General features: G+C 42.1%; 15 protein-coding genes. 7 read left to right on the forward strand and 8 right to left on the reverse strand.

What is annotated here, in order from left to right; all coding sequences use genetic code 11:
* Positions 1-34: 34 nt before the first annotated feature.
* The 5 genes from NNL35_RS07235 to NNL35_RS07255 all read right to left on the reverse strand — a co-directional run bounded on the left by NNL35_RS07235 (position 35) and on the right by NNL35_RS07255 (position 6,451).
* Complete coding sequence (locus NNL35_RS07235) at positions 35-823, reverse strand: response regulator transcription factor (RefSeq protein ID WP_006678965.1); 789 nt, start codon at positions 821-823, stop codon at positions 35-37.
* Positions 801-2,516 carry a sensor histidine kinase gene (locus NNL35_RS07240; protein ID WP_254553072.1) on the reverse strand — a complete coding sequence of 572 codons (1,716 nt, stop codon included), beginning with the start codon at positions 2,514-2,516 and terminating at the stop codon, positions 801-803. Before NNL35_RS07240 ends, NNL35_RS07235 begins: the two co-directional genes overlap by 23 nt.
* 127 nt (positions 2,517-2,643) lie before the next feature.
* Positions 2,644-4,299 (reverse strand): ABC transporter permease, encoded by a 1,656-nt coding sequence (locus NNL35_RS07245; protein WP_254553074.1) that lies wholly within the window; start codon positions 4,297-4,299, stop codon positions 2,644-2,646.
* Positions 4,296-5,402: an ABC transporter ATP-binding protein gene (locus tag NNL35_RS07250; RefSeq protein WP_254553076.1), complete on the reverse strand. Its 1,107-nt coding sequence runs from the start codon at positions 5,400-5,402 to the stop codon at positions 4,296-4,298. The genes NNL35_RS07245 and NNL35_RS07250 overlap by 4 nt, the downstream gene beginning before the upstream one ends.
* Before the next feature lie 26 nt (positions 5,403-5,428).
* Positions 5,429-6,451 carry an ABC transporter substrate-binding protein gene (locus tag NNL35_RS07255; RefSeq protein ID WP_040733718.1) on the reverse strand — a complete coding sequence of 341 codons (1,023 nt, stop codon included), beginning with the start codon at positions 6,449-6,451 and terminating at the stop codon, positions 5,429-5,431.
* A 934-nt stretch (positions 6,452-7,385) separates the two neighbouring features.
* On the opposite strand from NNL35_RS07255, the gene NNL35_RS07260 reads away from it, so the two are divergent.
* The 4 genes from NNL35_RS07260 to NNL35_RS07275 all read left to right on the forward strand — a co-directional run bounded on the left by NNL35_RS07260 (position 7,386) and on the right by NNL35_RS07275 (position 15,587).
* A complete protein-coding gene (locus tag NNL35_RS07260) occupies positions 7,386-9,308 on the forward strand; it encodes a site-specific DNA-methyltransferase (RefSeq protein WP_254553078.1) in 1,923 nt (640 codons plus the stop codon).
* Positions 9,305-11,866: a DEAD/DEAH box helicase gene (locus NNL35_RS07265; RefSeq protein WP_254553080.1), complete on the forward strand. Its 2,562-nt coding sequence runs from the start codon at positions 9,305-9,307 to the stop codon at positions 11,864-11,866. Before NNL35_RS07260 ends, NNL35_RS07265 begins: the two co-directional genes overlap by 4 nt.
* Before the next feature lie 515 nt (positions 11,867-12,381).
* Positions 12,382-13,887 carry a reverse transcriptase domain-containing protein gene (locus tag NNL35_RS07270; protein ID WP_254553082.1) on the forward strand — a complete coding sequence of 502 codons (1,506 nt, stop codon included), beginning with the start codon at positions 12,382-12,384 and terminating at the stop codon, positions 13,885-13,887.
* 704 nt (positions 13,888-14,591) lie between these two features.
* On the forward strand, positions 14,592-15,587 hold the full coding sequence (locus NNL35_RS07275; protein ID WP_254553084.1) for a restriction endonuclease: 996 nt from the start codon (positions 14,592-14,594) through the stop codon (positions 15,585-15,587).
* A gap of 216 nt (positions 15,588-15,803) precedes the next feature.
* Here NNL35_RS07275 and NNL35_RS07280 read toward each other — a convergent pair whose 3' ends face one another.
* From NNL35_RS07280 to NNL35_RS07290, 3 genes are all read right to left on the reverse strand, one after another.
* Positions 15,804-16,133 (reverse strand): hypothetical protein, encoded by a 330-nt coding sequence (locus NNL35_RS07280; protein ID WP_254553086.1) that lies wholly within the window; start codon positions 16,131-16,133, stop codon positions 15,804-15,806.
* 140 nt (positions 16,134-16,273) lie between these two features.
* Complete coding sequence (locus NNL35_RS07285; RefSeq protein ID WP_254553088.1) at positions 16,274-18,127, reverse strand: S-layer homology domain-containing protein; 1,854 nt, start codon at positions 18,125-18,127, stop codon at positions 16,274-16,276.
* Positions 18,128-18,375: 248 nt separating this feature from the next.
* A complete protein-coding gene (locus tag NNL35_RS07290; protein ID WP_254553090.1) occupies positions 18,376-18,942 on the reverse strand; it encodes an RNA polymerase sigma factor in 567 nt (188 codons plus the stop codon).
* 352 nt (positions 18,943-19,294) lie between these two features.
* On the opposite strand from NNL35_RS07290, the gene NNL35_RS07295 reads away from it, so the two are divergent.
* From NNL35_RS07295 to NNL35_RS07305, 3 genes are all read left to right on the forward strand, one after another.
* Positions 19,295-20,035: a M12 family metallo-peptidase gene (locus NNL35_RS07295; RefSeq protein ID WP_254553092.1), complete on the forward strand. Its 741-nt coding sequence runs from the start codon at positions 19,295-19,297 to the stop codon at positions 20,033-20,035.
* Positions 20,036-20,116: 81 nt separating this feature from the next.
* Positions 20,117-20,755, forward strand: a complete 639-nt coding sequence (locus NNL35_RS07300) for a SurA N-terminal domain-containing protein (protein ID WP_254553094.1) — start codon at positions 20,117-20,119, stop codon at positions 20,753-20,755.
* A gap of 45 nt (positions 20,756-20,800) precedes the next feature.
* Positions 20,801-21,295: a DUF4362 domain-containing protein gene (locus tag NNL35_RS07305; RefSeq protein ID WP_254553096.1), complete on the forward strand. Its 495-nt coding sequence runs from the start codon at positions 20,801-20,803 to the stop codon at positions 21,293-21,295.
* The last annotated feature ends 14 nt before the right edge of the window (positions 21,296-21,309 follow it).

A 21,309-nucleotide genomic window follows, 5' to 3' on the forward strand; every position in this document is an offset into this window, starting at 1 on the left:
GCAGGAAGAGGTGTTCTGTGCATGAGTTACGATGTTACGCCTTCTTATCCCTGAAATATTCTTGATACTGGCTTGGCGTGACGTGGGCGTACTTTTTGAAAATGCTGATAAAGTATTTGTAGTCGCTAAATCCGATATCCTGCGCGATCGTATAGACTTTGTTATCGCCAGATTTCAATAGTTCCATCGACTTGTGGATGCGATAGCGGTTGAGAAACTCATTGAACGTGTAGCTTGTTTCAGCCTTGAATTTCTGATTCAAGTAATAGGCGCTTAAGTCAAGCTGGTCCACGAGGTCATGGATGCTGATTTTTTTCGCATAATTCTCCTGTACATAGGCGATCATTTGGGACACATACTTCGATGTCTTCGTTTCTTTCTCCAAAAATTTGCTGTGCAGAATCTCTTCGGTTTCTTGCGGATGATTGGAAATGATTTCGTATTTGCGTATGAGATCGACTTTTGCTTTGGCCGATTCCAGCGCCGCAATCAATTGGTCATCCTCTAATGGCTTCACGAGGAACTCGGTCACGCCTAATTGTAATGCTTGCTTGGCGAGATGAAATTCATTATAGCCGGAAATGATAATGCTGCTAAAGGTATGCTTCTGCAGTCCTTCTCGAATCATGGCGATGCCATCCATAATCGGCATGTTGATATCGGTAATAACAATATCCGGCTCAAGCTCGCAGATCTTCTCATAGCCGTCCTGTCCGTTAAGCGCTTCTTCAATCACGATACAATCGTATTCCAGCCAATCTATGCTGAAGCGTATTCCCCTGCGGATCATATCTTCATCTTCAACCAGCAGAACTTTGAACATCATGTCCACTCCCTTCGTAAGGAATTGTCAGGGTCACACAGGTGCCTTTTCCTTGCGTGCTGTCGATGTGGATGCCGGAGTCCTCGCCATAGAGAAGCACCAGACGGCGATGAACGTTGTACAGCCCGATATGCTGCGTCGTGTTATTTTGGCTTTGCAAGAGTTCGTTTACCTTCTGCAGCGTCTCTTCATCCATGCCTCGGCCGTTGTCGCAGACCTCCAGCATCAGCTTTCCGGCAGAAGGGTAGATCCGAATGTCAATAAGCACATTGCTTTGGTTCCGATAGCCATATTTGATAGCGTTTTCAATGATTGGCTGAAGCACAAGCTTGGGGACATATACATCCTGGGTTTCTTCCGCTACGGAAATCCGGTACTCCAGCCGTTCATTGAACCGAATGTGCTGCAGCTTCAAATAATCCCGCACATAATTCATATCATCCTTCAACTGGACGCTGCGATCAGGTCCGATGCTGTAGCGAAGCAGTCTGGATAGCAGCATGACGATTTCCTGCGCTTGCTTGGCATCGATCTTAATCGCATAGCGCAACGTCTCCAGCACGTTAAATATAAAATGCGGATGGAATTGGGATTGCAGCTGCTTCACTTCAATAATGGTGCGGAGCTCGGACAGCTCTTTATTTTTCTCCATCAAATCCTTTAACCGATCAAGCATCGCATTATACTCGCCGCCGAGAATTTCGAACTCGTCATTCGTCTGGATGTCGACATAGCCATTGAAATTCCCCTCGCGCAGCTGTGCCAGAGCCAGAATTAATTTCTCGATCGATTCGGAATTGCGGGCAGACATCTTGTTCGACAGAAAATGAATGATAACCCATAACAGCAGGCTGGCCGCAAGGACAAAGACAGACACCGTATAGTAGGTGTATTGCTCGGATTTGTAGGAGTTGAGCGTGAGCACTTGAATGGGCGTGTCCGGTATCCGTTTGGAATACATATAGTACTTGCCGCCGTTCAACAGAACATGCCCTTTACCGTCGAGCTTGGGGCTGAATTTGTTCAGCACGCCCTTGGTGACATTGCTGGTCGTGGCAATGATCGTGTTATGCTCGTCGGTGATCATCGCAATTTCATTATTTTGTTCAAAAATAAGCTTCTGCATGTCGGATTCATACAGTTGATAGACGATATAGCCTATCGTTTGCTTGTCTTTGACAATCGCTTTGCCGAACGTATAGCTCGTATCGCGATCATGCGAGTAACGAAAGCTGTTCATCTCGGTCAGGGTGTCGTCCGGTCTCTGATTAATCCGGTTAATGAGATTGCTGAAGGCAAAGCTGGCGTACAGTGCATCCGGCGACTCGGTGCTAGCCCGGAAGATGCCATTCGTATCGACGATATGGAAAATACTCTTGACCTTCTGGTGATTGTTGAATTCATAAAATTCGGAGTACACCTTTTCGCTGCCCAAATGCGTGGTCATATAATTCATCACAGCAGGCGAGGCGGCCATCCGATTGATTTCTTCGTAGTACTGTTGAAATACCTCTGCCATGGACTGGCTGATGGATTGGGCAGCCTCTGTTGTTTTTTGCGTCAAGTTCATTCTTCCATTAATGATGGTGAAAATGAAAAACAAGACGATTAAAATGGCAAACGGAATAATCGTATAGAGTCGAAATAAGTGACGGGTTGACTCTTTGAAGTTACGAATCTTTTTCTGTTCCATGTCATCCCCCTCCACCTATGATAAGCCCCTCGATCCTTATTATAAGGACTTGCCGTTGACAGCTGATCATCCAAATACAACCAAGCCGGCCCTCATGCTGCAGGTACCGGCTTGGATGTGGGTGAAGCTATAATGAAACTTCTTTTTGTCCGGATAATCGAAGGAAGACGAGCAGCGAGACGACCGTAATGACGGTAAGGATCGTGGACAGCGCTGCGGCCACGCCATAGTTCCCGCGTATGACCTCGGTATAGATAGCCACCGTAACGGTCTTCGTCTTGCCTGTATATAAGATGATAGAGGTGCTTAATTCGGTAATGATCGTAATCCAGCTCAATATCGCTCCGGACACGACGCCTGCCACCATCATCGGCAGGGTAATCTTGAAGAACGTTTTCATCTTGGAAGCTCCCAAGCTGATCGCGGCTTCTTCAATCCCATCGCTAATCTGATGCAGAATGGCTGCACTCGATCGAATCGTATAAGGCAGACGCCGAATGACGAACGAGATGATCATGATAAGTGCGGTTCCGCTTATTGCCAGCGGCTTATTGTTGAACGTAATCAACAAGGCAATCCCTAGAATGGAGCCAGGCACGATATAAGGGAACATCGTGAAAATATCAAGTGTGTTCGTTAACGCATTCTTCCGGCGAACGGTTACATAAGCGATCAGAATCGCTAACAGGATAATGACGACGAGCGACACGATGGCCAGGAAGAACGTGTTCGTAATGACGCCGCCAATATTAGTGAAGGCATCCCGATAGCTTTGCAGCGAGAATCCGTCAACGAAGATTCGGCCGTTCGATTTCAGGAAAGAAGTATAGATGACATAGAGCTGCGGCAAAAGCGCGATTAATGTATACAGGTAAATGACAGCATGTGCCGCAATGTTGCCGATTCCTTTTTTCTTCTTGGCTTCAATAGGGTGCAACGCACTCATCGTGAAGGCTTTGCGATTGGCCACGAATTTTTGCAGCAGGAAGATCGTGGTTGCGAACAATACGACAATGACGCTGATTGCGGCTGCAAAGCCGTCATCGCCGCCGACCTCACTGATGAATTCATTAAAGATCAGGACAGGAACGGTCTTGTATCCTTCCCCAATCAACATCGGCGTACCGAAATCGGCGAGCGCGCGCATGAATACGAGCAGGCCGCCTGCGAGCAAGGTTGGCGTAATGAGCGGAAGCAGCACCTTGCGCATTTTGCTGAAGCCTTTATAGCCCATGCTTTCCGCCGCTTCCATTAGCGATTGGTCGACATTCTTAAGCGCTCCCGATACATACATGAAGATAAGAGGCACCATTTGCAAGGTCAATACCACCAAAATACCCGTAAAGCCATATATGTCAGGCATCGTAATTCCAAATACATTGCTTACGAACTTGGTAATGACGCCGTTTCTGCCTAGCAGCAAGATCCAGGAGTAAGCTCCAATGAACGGAGCCGACATCGACGAGAGCAGGATCAATATCCGAATGGTTGAATTCCCTTTAATCTTAACGGTAGCCATGATATAAGCCAGTGGTGTTGCAATAATAGCCGCGAGGGCGGTTACACAGACGGTTACTTTTATACTGTTGAATAGTGCATTGGTATAGTAAGGCTTACTGAAAAACTTCGTGAAATAGGCGAGTGAAAAGTCGCCCGTCGTGCCGTTGTAAAAGCTTTTGAACAGCATCGTAAATAAAGGCAGGGCCAGGAACAAAATATAGAAAGCAAAGATCAGGAACGAAATGTTAGTCCAGACGTCAAATCGTTTGTGCGCCCCCTTCATAGCTGACCGCCCCTTGTATAATTCAATTCACCTGTAGCGTCATACACATTGATTTTATCCGTTTTCACTTTCAGATAAATGCTTTGGCCAGGCTCTAGTATTTGCGCGGTTTTCGATTCCTGTGTAATCTCTACGCGCTGGCCGGATTCCAGATCGACGAAGTAATGCGTGTTCTGTCCCAAAAATACGCTGTGCACAATCGTCGCCTTCATGCCGGTTTGATCTTCGGTTATGATGAATTCTTCAGGTCGAACCGAAATTTTAACGTTAAGCTCCGCTTGCTTATTCGATGCGGGCACTTGAATGTTAGAGAGCTCTTCGGAATAGGTTGAACCGATATGCAGGTGATAGCTGCCTGCTTCTTGCGACAAGCTTCCTTCGATAATATTCGTGCGGCCGATAAAGGTAGCAACGAATACGTTCGCAGGACGTTGATAGATTTCCTGAGGCGTGCCCAGATGCTGAATCACGCCTGATTTCATTACCGCAATGCGATCGGATACGGCCATCGCTTCTTCCTGATCATGCGTGACGTAGACGGTGGTGATTCCGACTTCTCGTTGAATGTCTTTGATCGCGTTCCGCATGTCGACCCGCAGCTTGGCATCGAGGTTGGATAGCGGCTCATCCATCAGCAGCACATCCGGCCGGATAACAATCGCTCTGGCAAGCGCAACACGCTGCTGCTGGCCGCCGGACAGGTTCTTCGGCATGCGATCCTTGTATTGTTCGATTTGAACGACCTTCAAGATTTCATCCACTTTTGAGCTAATCTCCGCCTTGGATAATTTTCGATTCTCCAGCCCGAATGCGATGTTTCCTTTGACCGTGAGGTGAGGGAAGATGGCATAGTTCTGAAAGACCATCCCGATATTCCGCTTCCCCGGTTCGACCTGATTAATGACACGGTCGTTAAAGTTGATCGTTCCGCCTTCAATACTGTTGAAGCCGGCAATCATGCGCAGCAGTGTGGTCTTGCCGCACCCCGAAGGACCAAGAAGGGTGAAAAATTCACCCTTCTTAATCTCCAGGGACAACTCAGGAATGACGGTGGTATCGCCATATTTTTTGACTAGATCTTTGATGTTTATTGTCACGCTCATTGTTGTCACCTAAATTCTCGTAAATTTTATTTGATGCTTGTGAACAGATTGATATACTGCTCGATGATTTCGGCTTTATGCTCACTCACATAGTCTGTATCTTCATCGATCATGTGGATGTCGGCAAGTGGCGTCATGTAGTCTCCAAGCTGCGTATCGATACGAAGCGGACGGTTCGTCAGCTGCGTGCCGAATGCGTCTTGCGCTTCTTTGGACAGGATGAAGTCGATGAACTTCTTGGCATTGTCCATGTGCGGCGCGTCTTTAATAATGGCGGATGCCGCATCCAGGAATACGGCGCCTTCCTTTGGATACACGACTTCTACGGGTGCGCCGTTTCTGACATAGGTGCTGGCAGGATCTTCATAAGTCAAGCCGACTACATATTCACCGTCAGCCACGCTCTTATGAACGGCGCCAGAACCGCTTGCAATTTTGCCGTCCAGGTTCATGATCAATTTGGCAACATAGTCCCAGCCTTCTTGACTTTCATAATCGCCGCCCATTGCTTTCAGCATATTGGTGAGTTGGGCGAAGGCGGAGCTGGAGCTTGCCGGGTCGGCAGACGCAATCTTCCCTTTCAGCTTTGGATTCAGCAAATCTTCATAGCCCTCGATTTTGATATCGCCGATCAGGTTCTTATTTACGAGCAGCACGCTTCCGTCTGAAATGTAAGGCGTGGCGAAGCCCGTCGTATTGCGGTGGCCTTCAAGTAAATATTGGTCTTCCGGCGATACGTAAGGCTCATAGAGGTCGGCATGCTCACGGAACCCCGCCATGGAGCCGCCGAACATCACGTCTGCGTAGGGATTTTGTTTTTCAGACTGTAAGCGCTTAAAAATCTCGCCCGTTCCAGCCGTTACAAGCTCAACCGTAATCCCTGTTTTCTTTTCGAACATCGGAATGATGGTCTTGATGATTTCTTCGCTATTCGGACTGTAGATAACGAGTTTATTGGATGATGCTGCATCCGACTCGCTATTTCCGCAACCACTAAGCGCCCCGACAACTAGCATGCAAGCTAACAGCAACATAGAAAACCTTTTCATATTTATTCCCCCCGAACGAAAATCGTTTAGTTGCAAGTTCATTGTAGCAAGCTTGGTATCGCTTACAAAATCCCACGATCCGAAAACATTGTCTAAAATTCGCAAGTGAATTTGGTAGACAGGATGATAGGGGCGTACTGATCACTTATGCGGATCTAGGTGTCCAGTTAGAGAGTGTCGGTTATTAATTTTACTCGACATAAAGTGAGTTGATGATCAAGAACTAATGGATAGTGTGATGGTGGTAAAAGAGGTATACGAAGAAAAACTTCGTATTAAAAGCAATTTTGCAAATGGTATGATAATTACAAATAGTTTTCGTGTCGAACTTACATTGAATGACAGGAACTATACCAAAAAAATTATTCCACAATGTATGTAGAATGATTAATGAAAACGCTAATGCGATGATGAGAGAAGCCTCGACTCTTAACAAGCAAGTGATCATTGGTGTAGAAACTGATAAAAATTTGGAGAGTTATCGGACATCATTCTATTCCAAGACTATAGAACTAATGAAAAAAGAGCTACGAGCAACTCATAAAAAATTGTCTTAACATTAGAGCTATGCCGGCTTTGTAATTTTGATTTAAGTAATTGGCGCTTAAGTCAAGCTGTTCTACAAGGTCATTAATGCTGATTTTTAGGGGAACATCAGGGCACGATTAGTATTGTAGGAAGGATCATTGTGTGTAATTAATTGAGAATAATTTGCATTTAAATTGGCAAGTTCAAAAGAGTCTAAAATAAATGATAAGTAAGGTTGATCATAATAAAATGGGATCATATTTGTTGAAAAAGTATTAAATTATATTGTAGATAATAAAATGTCGATTTTGAGCGAGAATTTAATTTCTTCGTCAATCTGTTTTATGGTTCAGATAACTTTTCTCATGTATACTTAAATTATTATGGTAAATATGGAGTGTTTATAATGGAAGCGGATCGTTACAACCATCTAAATAAAGAAGAATTAATTGCGCTTTTAAAAAAGAGAGATAGTTCACGCAAATTAGGACTTGTTTGGGAACGTGATGATATTGAGTATGAGAGAGCATTAAATGATGATTTTGTCGTACTTTCACTAGATGAGCAATTATCAATAGGTGAAGCCCCTTATGAGAACTTCTTGATTGAGGGAGATAATTTCGATGCGTTACGCTTTTTGAATATGACGTATAAAGGTAGGGTTAAATGTATCTATATAGACCCGCCGTTTAATCTTGGGCGCAGAGATTTTATATATAATGACAGGTATATTGACGAAGAAGATTCTTACCGACATTCCAAGTGGTTGGAATTTATGTATCGGAGAATGATTCTAGCAAAAGACTTGTTGTCAGATGATGGTGTGATATTTGTGTCAATTGGAGAAACTGAATACGCTCATTTAACATTATTAATGGATCAAGTATTTCCAAACATGCGAGTAACTACTTTTGTATGGCGTAGAAGAAGTGGTGCAAATGACTCGAAAGAAAGATTCGTCAGTGCGGATCATGAATATGTTCTATGTTATGCAAATAAAGGATTCACATTTTCTGGTACAGAAAAAAGTAGTTCATCTTATACAAATCCCGATAATGATTCACGAGGCAAGTGGATCAACGATAACTTAGTTCAAGCAAAAAACTATAAACAAAGACCGGAAGCTTATTATCCAGTTTACAATCCGGCAACAGATACATGGTATCCTTGTGACCCAGGAAATGTTTGGAGGTTTTCCACTAAAACAAGAGTAACAGGGAAGAAAATTAGAACTAAAACAATGGAACAGCTGATTGAGGAAAAACGAATACTCTGGCCCACAGATGAAGCAACTGTTGTATACAATAATTTATGTGAGTTAGAGACGGCTATTAAGAATGGAGATGCACCCAAAAATCTACAAGTTTATTTAGAATTGGACGAACTTATATCACAGGTATCTAAAGGTCAGGCACCAGAAAAATTATTGAACTATTTAGAACCTTTAGAAAATTGGGTAGGAAGAAAAATTGGATACGGAAAACCACGGTACAAGCGGTTTTGGTCAGATCTTAAACGTACAGAAAAACCTTTGTCAACTTGGCTTCTTCCTTCATCTATCAGCAAATCTGATTTAGAAAGCATTAACATAGATGAAATAGAGACAATAGAGGTTGGATATACAAGCGAAGGAACTACACTACTCTCCCAAATGCTTGGTAATAAGGATTTTCCTTATCCTAAACCTATGAGTCTTATTAAAGGATTAATCGCTCAGTCAACTGAGCCGGATAGTCAACACATTGTTATGGACTTTTTCGCTGGTTCTGGGACCACTGGTCATGCAGTTATGGCACTAAACGATGAAGATGGCGGAAATCGTAAATATATTTTAGTTTCTTCTACTGAAGCGAACGTAGAAGAACCAGAAAAAAACGTATGTCGAGATATTACGTCAAAACGCTTGCGTGCAGCAATCGAAGGCTATTCTTATCGTTCACCTAAGGGAGTAATAACTGTAGATGGTTTGGGTGGTGACTTTGCATACATGCGAGCATCTAGAGTTAAGCGTGAGAGATTAATTATGGATGTTAAACACGATCAAATTTGGTATGCATTGCAGCAGTTACATTCAAATTCCATTATCCCTTTCGTTGAAGATAAGTATTACCAGACACTAAAAAATGAACATGTTCATATTATATATATTCCAAAGCTGAATGAAGTGGTATTAAAAGAATTGAAAACTCATATAGAAAACTCATTAAAACCAACTTTCATTTATTCGTGGCAACCAGGATTAATAAAACAACACTTTGAAATAACCTATATTCGAATTGAGAAAATTCCTGACTTCCTGATTCAATGCTTTGGAGGGATCGCAAGATGAAGAGTGTCGAAATATTTGGAACTGTATTGAAGGGATTCCAACAAGAAGCTGTTAGAAATGGAACTGCTGTCTTAACTACCTGTCTAACACAAACATCAAAGCTAAACAGGGAATCTAAAAGATATGAATATAATCGGAGACAGGTAATCGGAGATATGGGGGCTGTACTTTTTGAAGCACCTACGGGCACTGGTAAAACACTTATGGCTGGGCATGTTGCCGAAAATATTAGTAAGCTATACACTATCCGAAATGTTCCCCGTGTTATTTGGTTTTGGTTTGCACCGTTCTCAGGACTTATAGATCAAGCAATTCAAACTATTAGAGCAGAGTATAAGACCTTACGTCCTAAAGATCCTGTTAATGATCGAGATCCCAATGATCTTAAATCAGGTGATGTATTCGTTACGACTTGGGCGACAGTGGCAGTATCAAAGGAAAGCAGTCGAAAGGCCAGAACAAGAACTGAAACTTTGTTATCGATAGATGATCTTATAGCATTTGCACGATCGCAAGGATTTATGATAGGTGCAATTATTGATGAAGCACACCATTCATTTAGAGGACAGACGCAAGCGTTTACGTTTTATAAAAACGTGATAGATCCAGAATTAACGTTGTTAGTGACTGCAACTCCGCGTGATAAAGATATTGTTTCGTTTACAAACAGCACTGGAGTGACTAATTTAAGACGTATATCAGTATCTAGACAACTTGCTATTGCTGACAGACTAATTAAAGAAGGGGTAAAAGTTGCGGTATTTAAGGCTCCTAATGATGTGAAAAGTCTCATCGATTTTAAGAAAACTGCTTTAAAACAAGCAGTCGCGACGCATAGAAGAATAAAGAAAATCCTTAAAGATTCTGGTCAGACAGTAATCCCTTTGTTGCTCGTACAAGTTAATTCAGAACAAGGTTCTGTTGAAGAGGCGGCTAATTGGCTAAAAGATATGGGATTTAAGACAGAAGGCGAAAATGAATTGATTCGGATACATACAGCGGATGAACCAGATAAATATCTCTCAACTATTGCGGCAGATGAAACGGTAGAAGTATTAATCTTCAAAATGGCTGTGGCTACTGGCTTCGATGTACCACGTGCTTTTACTCTTGTTTCATTTAGGCCAAATCGAGATGAAGATTTTGGAGTTCAAATTGTTGGTCGCATACTAAGAGTTGACCGTCGTTTGCAAATAGCAAGGGATTTACCTGAAGAATTAAACTACGGATATGTCTTCCTTTCTGATAATACAAGTCAAGTTGGATTAACACTCGCTGCTGATAGGATAAATCAAGTTAAAACCGAGTTTGCATCTGTTACATCCAATATTACTGTAGTTGAATATGATCCAATTTCATGGGAAATTACTAATGATGGATCGTCTACTTTTTTAATATTGGATAATCAAAGTGATGACAGGAAAATTGAGAACCAAAGCGTCGAGTCAACATGCAACCAGACATTTGAAAAAACGGAAGGTTCATCGAAGAGTAACAATTTAACGAATCAAGCTGATGAATGTTCGCAAGATTTTTTATTCAAAGAATGGGGATTTATAGATATAAGTGGGGATAAATTAAGCCAGAATGGTAGAAAGAATGTTAAATCTTATCGCTATGATCGAAACATAGAATTAGGCGCTCCGAATGTATTTCATCGAGCGATGCTTTCACTAAATAATGTAGATATTGTAAAACACATAGTATCAACCTTTAGATTTAATGATGATTTACTTTTAGTTGCGCAGCAGAGCGCAACAAAGATAATAAAAGAAGAAGTGGAGATATTCGGAAATAAAAAAGATCGCCCTGAGGAAATACGTGCTGACTTAGCACAAAAAGAGATAGATACACTTGCTCAAATGACACTGTTTACTGCGGATGATTTTGATGTTATTGATATGAAAGAATTATATACTGCACTGGAGAAACAGTTGAAAATTGAGGTTGAACGAAAGGGAGTAGATCATATTTTTGATAGTGAAGAAAAATTGAAAGCAGGTCTACATAAAATACTTGCCCTTCGCCCGCTCCAATTAAAACGCGCTATTTCAGAAACCGTTGCAAAGTTTACTATAAGTAGAGAGTCTGAGCCTATACCTGAGTTTTTACTCTCTCAAAAACAATTAGACCCAGCACGATTAAATTTGTATGGCATATTCCCAGATGATCTCAATACATGGGAGCGACCTTTTGCAGAATACCTCGATGATGATGTAACAGGAACGATTTTATGGTGGCATCGAAATCCACCGCGAAAACCATACTCGGTAACAATGCCCCTTCCCGGGCAACCTGATTTTTATCCAGATTTTATAGTTGGTGTTAAAGGTAGAATAAGGGGAAATGGTATTCTATTAATGGAAACAAAAAGAGTTATAAACGATCAAGAACGCAATGCTTTAGTAAAGGCACAGGCTGTACATCCCGATTATGAAAAAGTAATGATGATCTACTGGCATGACAAAAGAGAATGGCAAATTGTTGAGTACGATCCTAAAACAGATAAAAATTTTTTAGATCGTGTCTTCCGTATGGAATTGTTACTAAATTACTGATATATTCTTATGTTGCTTTTGAGATTTTTTAAATTTAAGATGAGTAGTAAGCTTCCAAAAGTAAAATAGGAAATTAAAGGACTCACACATATGCTGAGTCTTTTCTTTTATTACAACATACATAGCAATATAAACAAATTTTTGATAAATAATTATTTCAAAATTGTGATTTTGAAGGGTTGATGAATCTTCTTTCTTTGATAAGGAGTACATTCATTGTAAGGTAGCTTTTTGGCATATAAAGAATTTCTTAAAGCAGCAGAATTTTTTTTAATGTGCAACTCAAGCAAAATTTACAGGATCGTAATTTTGGTTTATTTATTAATTTTTATGGTGTATACTTTATATATGTCTTTAGGAGACAAACGGTAGCCCCTGTAAGTTGGTAATTTAATTACTAGCTTTTGAAAGTTGGTTTATCAAAGACCTGCTTAAGTGAGAACTTATTTTTAAGTGGACGGCAACCGTGGAAACTCTCGCGTTATACGCGAGAGTTTTTGTTATATCAAAGGGGGATGAATAATTTGCTGGAGAAGATTCTTAAGAAGATGATTGAAGATGAGTGTGATAAATTGGGTGCGAGATACCATAACTATCACAATGCCATGGAAATAGAATATCAAAGAAATAAAAGAAGAATCAGCAATCCACCCCCAAAAGATATTAAAAAGCCAAGATACTGGAGTATTGATAAAAAATATAATCCATTTTATGTAAAAAAACATAGCGCTCAAATTGCTCGTTCTTTAGCTCGTAAATTAGAATCAAAAACATACATGCCTTATAGTCCTTACATAATGGAAGTAGATAAGAAGGATGGTGGTAAGCGTGAAGTTGTGATTTTTCAAATACCTGACGCTGTTGTTTCTAAATATATTTATAGAAGATTGATATCCAAGAATAAACATAGATTTAGCTCAACATCTTATGCATATAGAAATGATCGCAATGTTCACTTTGCTATACAAGATATTTCTATAGAACTGAAAAATTACCCACGTGTTTTTATTGCAGAGTTTGACTTCAAAAATTTCTTTGGTTCGATTTCCCATGACTATTTATTCTCGCAGTTAGATAAAAATGGGTTTGTTATAAATAAATTCGAAAAATTCGTGATCTCGAAATTTCTATGTTTAGTTGATAGAGGTGTGCCACAAGGAACATCAATTTCACTTTTTTTAGCGAACCTGGCCTGTTGGAAATTAGATAGAAGGTTAGAAGATAAAGGACTACGTTTTGCCAGATATGCTGATGATACAGTTATTTGGTCGAATAGTTACGAAAAAATAACGAAAGCATATGACATAATATATGAGTTTTCTAAAGAAACTGGGATAGAAATAAACTTCAATAAATCAGATGGTATTAGTTTATTGTCCCCAAGCGGTATGCCTGCTGAATTTGGAGAAATAAAGTACCATATTAATTTTCTTGGTTATAAACTGTCTGGACAATCGACAAGTATTAAAGAGGAAAAAATATCAGAGATAAAGCAGCAAATTAGTTACATATTATACAGAAATTTAATTCAACCTATTAAGCCAGCTGTTTTTAGAGCATTAACGATACCTAATAATGATCAAGATCCAGCATTTGTTACTGCAATAATGCAAGTTAGAAGATACTTATATGGAAATCTTAATGACCAAATTATCCGATTGTTTTTGCTTGGACATTATAAGAGATTAAAATTTAAAGGTTTGATGAGTTTTTACCCATTATTAAGTGATGAAAAACAGTTAATTGAGTTAGATGGATGGCTTGTCTCTACAATTCTTCATGCAGTCAAGTTAAGAGGTAAAATTCTATCTTCAAGAGGTCACAGGGTAAATCATCAGTTTCCATTCAATCTTAATAAAGAAAACATATTGGAAGAATGTAGAAAGAAAAGGGTCAATAATAAAGTTGGACTAATTCAAATACCAAGTTTTTTAAGGGTTTATCGTGCTATACAGCTTGGTATTGAGAATGACGGAATAGAATATACAATGAATCCGAGTTCAAATGTATATAACTATTAGTGTGCTAAGAATAGATTATTTAGTACAAATTCTACGCATTATTCATTTTATCTAAGAAAAGACGAATGTTTAAGTGGGAGTTTGTGGATTAGTTTCACTTTAAATATATAAACTCAATTAATTACATGTGATTTATTAGTGGTACAAAATTGCATATCGGATTGAAACAGAGGCTGTATATATACTGAAGTTGAAAACAAACTGCTTTACCCGCTACTATAAAGTTTTTAAAAACGTAATAATTAAGTAGTAATATACCCCACTGGTGCACATAGTAGGTATACGTGTGGCAACATCCACCTATGGTATGACAGATAACTGGGTACGTAACCTGTTGGGTATTCTCGAATAATTTTTTCTCGTCTCGTCAGCGAGGTGGTAACTCATCAATAGCATCGTATACAATGTGATAACGAAGCCGAGTCTACCAGCAACGATCCAGTGGGCGTAATAAACATAAGTCTCTACTAAAATTTAATATATACGTGAAAGGTGGAGGAGTGAACGGAACCCAGTACTCCTCTTTTAGTTTTTTTATTAAAGTTTAGTTATATACGGTCGAATGAGCTCAAACTTATATTTAATGTACTTTTCACTTTAGGATATTCTTTTCCTATGTAAAATAGTACGTAAAAAGTGATATTCAGCATTCTTCTAATCTGTTAGTGTGACAAAGAGGGTAACTCTATTGATAGAGGTGACAAATGTCTAAGAAAATGTGGTTGGTTCGTGCTGGCGAGGGAGCCTATCTGATTAATGAGTTCAAAGATAAACAGGCCGTGGCTATTGGATGGGGAGAGTTAAAGGATATTAGCAATGTAAACTCGCTTCAAGACATCAAGGATTTGCTGAAATCTAATTATCCAGAATATAAAGACGGTAAGACTAATATCACTGCAGGACAAATTTATAGATTTGTCTCTGAATTTCAGGTAAATGATGAAGTAATAACCTACGATCCTGAAGAGCGTCTTTATTACATCGGTAATATCACTTCAGGTTATAGTTACAACCCGGAAATTATTACAGATAGCCCTCATGTTCGTAAAGTCGTTTGGCAGAGCACTATATCGCGAGATTCATTATCTGCTGGCGCTAGAAATACGCTAGGTTCTATTATGACGATTTTTTCTATACCTGATGGGGTGAGAAAAGAAATATACACCCAGTTAGGCAAGAAGCCGAGTCCACAGGAAGAGGAAGCCGAGGAAGAAGCAGCTGAACTGGATCTCATTAAAGATGATGTTACCGAGAAATCCAAAGAGTTTATTAAAGATAAAATTGTTAATCTTGATTGGGAACAGATGCAGGAGTTAGTTGCTGGTATACTTAGAGGGATGGGATATAAGACTCATATCTCTCGCAAAGGGCCGGATCGAGGAAGAGATATTCTAGCTTCGCCAGATGGTTTAGGATTAGAGGAGCCAAGAATTATCGTTGAGGTGAAGCACCGAGCGGGTCAAATGGGTTCACATGAGATACGTAGCTTTACTGGGGGACTTCGTTCGGGAGATCGCGGTATTTACGTTTCTACAGGCGGCTTTTCTAAAGAGGCAAAATATGAAGCAGATAGATCGAATCATCCTTTGTCTTTACTAGATTTGGATTTTTTGGTTAAGCTGGTAATACAATATTACGATCAATTTGATTCGGAGACTCGAACATTAGTGCCTTTAAAGAAAATTTATTGGCCCGTTTGATGGTTTCAGAAATATAGTCAGTCTTGGAATAATAAAATTATGTATACGTAATCGAATTATTACGTAAGGGCAGTTACATCAGAGATGAATTTCGGAATTAAAAAAGAGGGGGAGCCCCCTCTTTTTTATTGAATCTTTCCTAGGAATCTCCGCCGACTGTCCTATTTTTTTGACAAAACATACAATACGCCGTTACATCGATTTGTGTTTCTCTGCTTAATGTAAATCCAAACCTCCGTAAATTTTTACATTCTCTTTGTTTTCCGTATCGAGACCGACTCCCTGCGATTTCTGGTCCGTATTTACTGTATTCATCAGGTGATGCAGCAGGGCTTTATCGATTCCTTTGCCTTGCTCTTCCTGTTTTACTCCAACCATAATCAAGTAGTGATGCATGAATGGAGGAGCAGCGGATCTGGTGACTCGTATATAGGAATTCAGGAGACTCAACGTTTTGCCGGATAATTGAAATAACAAAGGAATTAACCTCGCGATAAGCAGTAAACCTTTCATTTTCTCCAGCATGCTTGGATGCGGTTTCTCCACGATGTAAGCACCCAGAAGTTTTTCATAGAGACAGAATGTGAGCCTTAATCGCCCGCAAGCAGTAGGCAAAAATAAAAAAGAGGGGCAGCCCCCTCTTTTCGAACTCCTTAATCTGTGTATTGACCCTTATTCGGGCTTATTCATGCCTCCGCATCTGCAAACTTCTCGAATAGATTATTCAACAGAACAAAGGTCTGTTCGTAGGTAAGCACTCCGTCGGGATTGAATTTCTGTCCGTTCGCTCCCGACATCAACGATAGGCTGACCGCCTTGTACACATTCTCCTTCGCCCAAGGCGCAATAAGGGCATCATCGGCAAACGCCGGCTTCACGGCCTGCAGCGCGGAGGCGCTCTGCCCCGTCCGCTCCGATAACAGCGCATGCGCATTCATAAGCAGCGTTGCCGCCTGCTGGCGTGTAATGCTGCCGGATGGCGTGAACTTCGTCTTGGAGGTTCCGTTCATGAGCCCATTGGTGTACGCTTTGGCGATGTCTGCGTTCTTCGTATCCTGGAAGGGCACTGTCCCTTGAGTAAGCGGCGTGCCTACAATATTTTCGCAGAGCTTCACCGTTAACTTGGCAAAATCGCTCCTTGTGATGGGTGATTGGTAAGCATAATCATAGTTCAGCGGAATGAGGCCGTTGCTCTTCGCTTGTTGATAGCCGGGCAAGGCCCATGAACTGACGGCATCGCCCTTGGCAGGCTCCCGGACCTCCACCTCGATCCATTGATCCTCCTGGAAGTAATTCGTGATGGCAAGCTGCGTACTTCCCGGGTTCTTGCCTGTAATATATCCTTCCTCATCGATCGACGCTATCTTCGGATCGTCAACGACAAATTGAACATTCGCCATCTTCGGATCACCCGGAGAACGGCGATAATTCAGTTTCATTTTCTCCCCTGGCTGGAGAAGAAGCGAAGTAGCTCGCAGCGACACTTCCGGAACCATATCGAAAAAGACCGTATCGTATTCAATGACGGCGGGCTGCCCCGCCTTGTCATAGATCCCGTTAATCTTCACATGAAACCGATCGTCGTCCTGGAACCGTTCAATCCCGTCCGGTCTGAACGTGATATTGAAGGGAATCCCGTAATAATTGGTATCGACATGAAAGTATTTCCCTTCCTTATCCGTATCCCGTTGGTCAAAAACCCAGCGCTTCCCGTCTCGTTCTCGAATCAGCGTGACTTCGATCTGATCCGTGCGCGATTTATCATATTGCTCCATGTTAAGGGAGAGCGACCACGGATCGTTTGGCGCGAATATCTCCTCTGGAAAGTACCCCGCAGCGGGCCAACTGATGTATTCATACTTCACCTGCTCCGTCCGGCCCTTATCGATCGCATACATCGCCGAGTATGGGTACCCTTCCGAGGTGTATGCGATGCCGAACATCGTTTTGCTCATGGCGGGATTCAAGATCCAGCGGCGGTGCCCCACGCGATCAATATTGCTCGTGCCGCTATCCGACATATAGCCTTCGATCACGCTTTCATAGAAGGTAGAGCGCCCCGCCGATATATTGCTTGTGCGGGCTCCCTTTTCCCCAAGCTTGTACAGCGTCTCCTCCATGCCAGGAGGTTGGACCGGATAATGCGTTAGCATGTTGTTCGCCGCATTGACCAGCGCAGCGGCCTGTTGTTGAGTCTGCAGCTCCCAATCCGGCTGGATATCGTCAGGCAGTCCGGCTAAATATCGGGCGAAATTCGTCGCGTTCACGCCGTCCGCGATATATTCCGGCTTCAGCTTGCCCGGAGCATAAGGAACGCTCATCTTCGGCATCACCTCGTAGATGTCCTTCTGCTTCATATACTCATTAGAGACACCCATTGGTTTATACTGCAGCCATTTGCCGCTAATCTCTTGCTTCGTGCGATTGGCCAGCGCTGCCTTCACATCATGCGAAGCGGCATACGCGTTGCCGCTGCTCATCCATACCCATGATGTCAATGCAGCCAACGCGGCCAGCATCGATTTCCCAAGCCATTTCATACTGATTGTCCCCCGTCTGTTTACAATAGGATTAAGATACAGCTACAAGAATTCGCGTTAATCCTGCATTTTCCTTTATCTTTCGACAAAAAATCTGCGGCTTCAGCTCCCAGATGGCCAGAGACGGCTATATTACGGACAGAGACTATAGGATAGCGGAAGAACAATACCGGGTATGGATCAAGGAACAAGCTGTGTCGTTATCGATGTATATGCTGACTGTGGAGGGAGTGAGACTTCGATGATGTTCATTCATCGGGAAGAGCCCATTTTTGTAAAAAGTGGTGGAGCAATTTTTTGCGGGCTCTCGCCAAACGTTGGGTGAGGACGGATTCGGTTAATTGCAGCTCATGGCAAATTTGCCGATAAGATTTGTTTTCGATATAGAACAGCATCAGTATGGTGCGGTAATCCTCTTTGAGCTCGGCAAGCGCTTGGTGAAGCAGCTCATCTCTTACTTTGGTTTCTACGGCGCTTGCCACGCTCACCTCATGTGATGCCTTGGCATCTATATACGCATGCGCTAAATTAGTGATTTGACGGTTTTTGTTTATTTTTCGCAGCCAATCCAGTGCGGTAGTCCGTGCGACTTGCTTCACCCACCCCGGTATATTGATGTCGGATTGCAGGTGCGGACCCTGCCTCGATGCCTTAAGGAAAGCCTCTTGAATAATATCCTCGGTAAGGGAACGATCATGCGTCTTGAAATATACGTCCTTGTACACGAATTGATAGAAGGAACGATATACCCATTGTTGCGCGGCAGGATCTAGGCTGGCAAATGGGCTTCGCAACAGATAATACCACTGTTCCATAAAAACCCCCCTTATTGCCATTTCTCCTTATTTTCGACTTTCAGCTGCGGATAGACGCAGACTATCTGATCGCAGTATACAACAAAAAACGGAAAAAATCATAATATTTACATAGTTTCTTTATTGTAGTCGATATTTCTGTTTGATAAAAATAGTAGAAAATTTTGGAGATTTAGCGTTAGTTTTTGATAAATTCCAACGTTATATAAGTAAGTTGTTGAACAATGGCTGGTCTGATGAGTGTGCCGACGAGACAGGTCATTGATCGCAACACGCTGCAATGAAAGGGGGGAAAGCTCGATCCGAGTAGATTCGCCGTATCAAAATAGGAAAACAAAGGGAGGATTTTGTAATGAAGAAGAAGCTTGCTATTCTATTTGCGTCGCTCTTGCTCCTTGTGTCTGCCAGTCCGATGTATGCAGCAGGTCATAGCGGTCATGATCACGACATCAACGCAGCAGTCAACAATACGTTAGAAGTAAAGCTGAAGATACCTGGACAGGCTGTGCCTTATGTCGGGGAGGCCATTTTTGAATATGATAGACCGGCTTTCAGAATGGCGAACATTACCGTCAATGTCACCTCTCCTGTCGATCAGAAATGGCGCTCTACGTACCAAAACTATGCCTATGAAGCAAATCGAGTAGTTACCCGTGCCGGTACGGCCTTGAAGGAGCAATTCGGCATCAACTTCTTGTCCGTGGCTCAACCTCTATGGCAATCTTCTTCAACCACCAGCTCCGGATTATTGAACGATGCGCGGAACAAACACGGTTTGACTTACAACGGCAATCAAAAGGCGGATATCATGATTGCGTTCTCGGGGCTCAAACCTAGCGATAATTCCAATATTGCGGGGATCGCAACGCTTGGCAATCCTTATTCTACTATTTTTGACAACGGGTATAGTACAAATGCGGAAACGACACAGCATGAAGCGGGGCATATGTATGGTCTGCGCCACGATGAAGAAGAGAGCGGCTCGAATTATGACGGGAAAAATTGCGTGATGACGGCCGTTGGCTTTGGGTTTATCGATCGGTTCTGCAAAGGGCATCATGCCGATTGGTATGCTGCCAGGAACAAGTATTAATAGGAGGCGGTAACGATTCTTCCTTCTCAATTCATAGAATTGGGAAGGAAGTTCTTGTTCTTATCATAAGGGGGTGTGATGATGCACTTCAAAGGAAAAAAGATCGTTTCTTGTCTTTTTGTTTTTCTGCTGTGCTTTATCATCATCAGTTGTTCGAGCAAGTCTGACTTTTCGCTGATTCAGGTGAATGGCGAGATCATTTCCCATGAGGAAATTGAAAGTGTGTTAGAGCGCTATGAGGATAAAGGGGAATTCGTCAAGGTCTCCGAAGAAGACGTCGTGAAAAGCGCAATTGAAGAGGTGCTTGTGCTCCAGGAAGCCGGCAAACTGGGAATTACGGTGGATGAAGCCGAGTTAGATCATAAAATCGATGCTTTAAAAAACATGAATCAAAACTTGTTCTACGATCTGGCCATCAAGCAATACGGGGATATCGACAATTATAGGGAGGCATTGAAGCTGCGAATGCTGTATCAAGGGGCGAGAGACAAAATCATGTCTGATTATGTAAAGGACAACCCCATTGATGTTGAACTTGTTAAAGCGGAAATGGTAGCCGAAGGGTTAATTCAGGAACAAAGCGAGTATGATAAAGAGGAAAATCGCGCTTTGGTCAGTCAGTTTACTCACAGCTATGTCCAGAAGAAAGGGAACGCGTACTTCGATGAATGGGTTCATTCCCTAGTGGAAAATGCGACTATTGAATATGTTTATCAATAATCCCCGTTTAATGCGGGGTATTTTTACGATGACAGGGGGATGTGAATGGGGAAATTATGGGGTGCTCTCGTGACGGGCATCGTCATTCTACACGGATGCTCCTATTCGCCATCGAATCACGATCTAACAGGTCAGACGGGAACCACTTCAAATCATGACACCGTTGGTGAGACAAAACAAGCGTCGAGCGAATCGGAAGCTCACGAGGATGAGATTTTCTGGAGCCATAGAGAAATTCGCAACCTGCAGCGGTTGGATCAGTTTGTGGAGAACGTGAAGCATAAAGTAAAGGACGAAATCAAGGTTTTGGCGAGCACCAAAGAAGGCGGAGTCATCCAAACGAATCTCGCATTCGATGGAAATGCCGTTCAAGTCACCGTGAACGGCACGCAAGAAGCTTATGATCGGATATCGGTTGAGGAGCGGTTCAGTGCGCACTATAACGCGACTTTCATTGAATACTGGGTTAGCCGGAAAGATGATGAGAGCAAGAAAAAGCTCATTCTCCAAATTCATCCCGACCTTCAGCACAGCCCATAATCCCCTTTACATCG

The organism is Paenibacillus dendritiformis (assembly GCF_945605565.1).
In the GTDB taxonomy this organism is placed as follows: domain Bacteria; phylum Bacillota; class Bacilli; order Paenibacillales; family Paenibacillaceae; genus Paenibacillus_B; species Paenibacillus_B dendritiformis_A.

Bases quoted from the DNA above. Each gene is read 5' to 3' on its own strand.
- NNL35_RS07235 (WP_006678965.1), bottom strand. From the start codon at position 823: ATGTTCAAAGTTCTGCTGGTTGAAGATGAAGATATGATCCGCAGGGGA.
- NNL35_RS07240 (WP_254553072.1), bottom strand. From the start codon at position 2,516: ATGGAACAGAAAAAGATTCGTAACTTCAAAGAGTCAACCCGTCACTTA.
- NNL35_RS07245 (WP_254553074.1), bottom strand. From the start codon at position 4,299: ATGAAGGGGGCGCACAAACGATTTGACGTCTGGACTAACATTTCGTTC.
- NNL35_RS07250 (WP_254553076.1), bottom strand. From the start codon at position 5,402: ATGAGCGTGACAATAAACATCAAAGATCTAGTCAAAAAATATGGCGAT.
- NNL35_RS07255 (WP_040733718.1), bottom strand. From the start codon at position 6,451: ATGAAAAGGTTTTCTATGTTGCTGTTAGCTTGCATGCTAGTTGTCGGG.
- NNL35_RS07260 (WP_254553078.1), top strand. From the start codon at position 7,386: ATGGAAGCGGATCGTTACAACCATCTAAATAAAGAAGAATTAATTGCG.
- NNL35_RS07265 (WP_254553080.1), top strand. From the start codon at position 9,305: ATGAAGAGTGTCGAAATATTTGGAACTGTATTGAAGGGATTCCAACAA.
- NNL35_RS07270 (WP_254553082.1), top strand. From the start codon at position 12,382: ATGAATAATTTGCTGGAGAAGATTCTTAAGAAGATGATTGAAGATGAG.
- NNL35_RS07275 (WP_254553084.1), top strand. From the start codon at position 14,592: ATGTCTAAGAAAATGTGGTTGGTTCGTGCTGGCGAGGGAGCCTATCTG.
- NNL35_RS07285 (WP_254553088.1), bottom strand. From the start codon at position 18,127: ATGAAATGGCTTGGGAAATCGATGCTGGCCGCGTTGGCTGCATTGACA.
- NNL35_RS07290 (WP_254553090.1), bottom strand. From the start codon at position 18,942: ATGGAACAGTGGTATTATCTGTTGCGAAGCCCATTTGCCAGCCTAGAT.
- NNL35_RS07295 (WP_254553092.1), top strand. From the start codon at position 19,295: ATGAAGAAGAAGCTTGCTATTCTATTTGCGTCGCTCTTGCTCCTTGTG.
- NNL35_RS07300 (WP_254553094.1), top strand. From the start codon at position 20,117: ATGCACTTCAAAGGAAAAAAGATCGTTTCTTGTCTTTTTGTTTTTCTG.
- NNL35_RS07305 (WP_254553096.1), top strand. From the start codon at position 20,801: ATGGGGAAATTATGGGGTGCTCTCGTGACGGGCATCGTCATTCTACAC.